The following is a 434-nucleotide window of genomic DNA, read 5'->3' as shown; positions in this document are numbered from 1 at the left end:
GTAACTGTGCTGATCAGCGTTAACGGCTGGCTACGAATAAACGCCCATACGCGCCGCTGTTTTCAGGTTCGCGAACGATTACTGTATAGCGGCGGCGCGCAGGCATGGGTGGAAGCGCAGCCGTTGTTCCTCTATCCCGCCGACTGGATGGCGGCCCGCGCACCTCGCCTGGAGGCAGAAGACGCGCTGGCACTGGCGCATTTTCAGGGCAAAAATAATTTACTGCGTCGACTTAACGCCCTCAAACGCGCTGACTTTAGTCACCATGCGGATCGCATCCGCTGCCCGGTGCAAATCATCTGCGCCAGTGATGATCTGCTGGTGCCAACAGCATGTTCCAGTGAACTTCATGCCGCCCTGCCCGATAGCCAGAAAATGGTGATGCCCTATGGCGGACACGCCTGCAACGTGACCGATCCCGAAACGTTTAATGC

General features: G+C 57.6%; 1 pseudogene. It reads left to right on the top strand.

Features of this window, described 5'->3' with window-relative positions:
* Nucleotides 1–434 (top strand): annotated as a pseudogene (locus FPV16_RS25955) (pyrimidine utilization protein D); the annotation flags it as partial.

This window comes from Methylobacterium sp. W2 (assembly GCF_020662345.1).
Lineage (GTDB): Bacteria > Pseudomonadota > Alphaproteobacteria > Rhizobiales > Beijerinckiaceae > Methylobacterium.
Note: the sequence above shows the minus strand (reverse complement) of the source record. Positions and strands in the feature narration are given on the sequence as shown.